Origin of the sequence: Bradyrhizobium sp. AC87j1 (genome assembly GCF_002936975.1) — a bacterium.
In the GTDB taxonomy this organism is placed as follows: domain Bacteria; phylum Pseudomonadota; class Alphaproteobacteria; order Rhizobiales; family Xanthobacteraceae; genus Bradyrhizobium; species Bradyrhizobium shewense.
Genome location: NZ_PTFE01000225.1, coordinates 1 through 1,708, shown reverse-complemented (window position 1 = coordinate 1,708; position 1,708 = coordinate 1). Strand labels below are relative to the sequence as shown.

The following is a 1,708-nucleotide window of genomic DNA, read 5'->3' as shown; positions in this document are numbered from 1 at the left end:
ACTCGTTATTGTCGTGCGCGGGTGACCTCGTGGCGAAGAGCGGCGCGTCGGCTGTAAGCGTCGCCGGGCAGCCTATCTGTGCCCTGCCGGGTTGAGGCGCCCGCGCGCCTTTTCTTTTGGCGAGCGCGGGCGCCAAGCTTCGACAAAGTGCTCATACCTTCTCTGCGCTTGCTCGGCGACGTGCATCTCCTGATCGCGGAGTTGTTTGATATTGTACGCGTAGGCAGAGCCGCGCGTGTTGCCGTTTTTCTGCGCTCGGCCAGCCTGTAACTCCATGCCGCGCATCTTGTGAGCGACAAGACTGGGCCGGGCCCAGAGGTAATCCTCTTCGTTCGTCAGCAGATGCCAGCACAGGACGGTCAGCTTGCGCGCTACGGCGACGGCGGCCACTTGATGGCCCCGTCTGGCGCGGATACGCACGAAGAAAGCGTGGAGCGGTCCGGGTGCCTTGGCGGCAGCCCAGGCGGCTTCTACCAGCATGGCCCGGGCGTGGCTGCGTCCGACCTTGCTGATCCGGCCATGATGAGCGGCACCGAGGCCCGACTGGTGCACACGCGGATTGAGCCCGAAGTAGCTGACCAGTTTCTGCGGGCTCTTGAAGCGCGTGATATCGCCAATTGCCGCCATCAACCCGGCCGCCACCGCCAGATTGACGCCGGTGATCGTCAGCAGCCGCCTGACCGAGCCGTCGTCCATCGTGTTTGTGGGTACTGGCTGGTGCGCCAGCCAATCGCGGCCGCGGCCGTTGAATAAATCGGGGACATTTTGGGATCAGGTGCGCATGAAGGATTGCGTGCACTTCGTTCTTGATCCGGGTCCGATGCCGCACGACCTGGTAACGCCGAGCGACCAGCCTGCGCAGCCGTTCTGTGGCCGCGTCCGGCGTCCAGATTTCCGGCAGATAGCCGGCCGCGTACAAGCTGGCCAGCGTGCCCGCGTCGACCTTGTCAGTCTTCACATGGGCATGCGCGATTGCCTTCATCTGCAATGGGTTGGCGATGACCACCCGCTTCACGAACGGCGACAGCACCGTGACACCGCCATGCAGTTGCCGGTCGCTTCGATCACCACCTCATCTATCGGTTGAAGGCTTTTGCCAAAGCCCTCCAGTGCCGTGCGGGTCATATCGACGCGACCGGCCGGTCGAAGTCTGCCGTTTTCCCAGAAAACCACCTCGCCGAAAGTTCGGTGGGCGATTACGCGTCGCATTTGCACCTCCTGTCATATGATGGGAACGGTGGGCGACACGACAACTACGGATCCGCGCTCACGGCGCAACCGGGCTAGTCGTAGAGGCGGCCAGCTACTAACTCGAGCTCGCAGCTCATCGTACGCATCGGCCTGCCCACACTTTCGTGCTCCCGGTGCCTCTGTCCCGGATGGTCGCACCATACGCCACGATCTTGAAAGCCGCAGCCGAACATCAGCACCGAGAATCTTATACCGGTTACGAATCCCATTGAAAGCGTGTTCGCGACGGTCCGGCACAGAACCGTGCGCACGAAAGGTTCGTTATCGTCAACGACTGCCAAGTTGATGGTGTTCAAGCTGCTCTGCGCCGCATCAAAGACCTGGCGCCGGCTGAAAGGCACAAATCAGTTGCCGAAGGTCATCGCAGGTGTCAGATTCGAAAACGGCATCGAGGTCATCCAGGTGCCGGCAAACCACGCCGCCTGATCGCCTCGTCACCCAAAATCCCGCATAGCTC

General features: G+C 61.9%; 2 pseudogenes. One reads left to right on the top strand and one right to left on the bottom strand.

Annotated elements, in window-relative coordinates:
* Positions 1–72: 72 nt before the first annotated feature.
* Positions 73–1,209: pseudogene (locus tag CV770_RS40950) on the bottom strand (IS110 family RNA-guided transposase).
* 240 nt (positions 1,210–1,449) lie between these two features.
* Between CV770_RS40950 and CV770_RS40940 the strand changes: the two are divergent.
* Positions 1,450–1,677, top strand: a pseudogene (locus CV770_RS40940) (IS256 family transposase); the annotation flags it as partial.
* Positions 1,678–1,708: the final 31 nt, after the last annotated feature.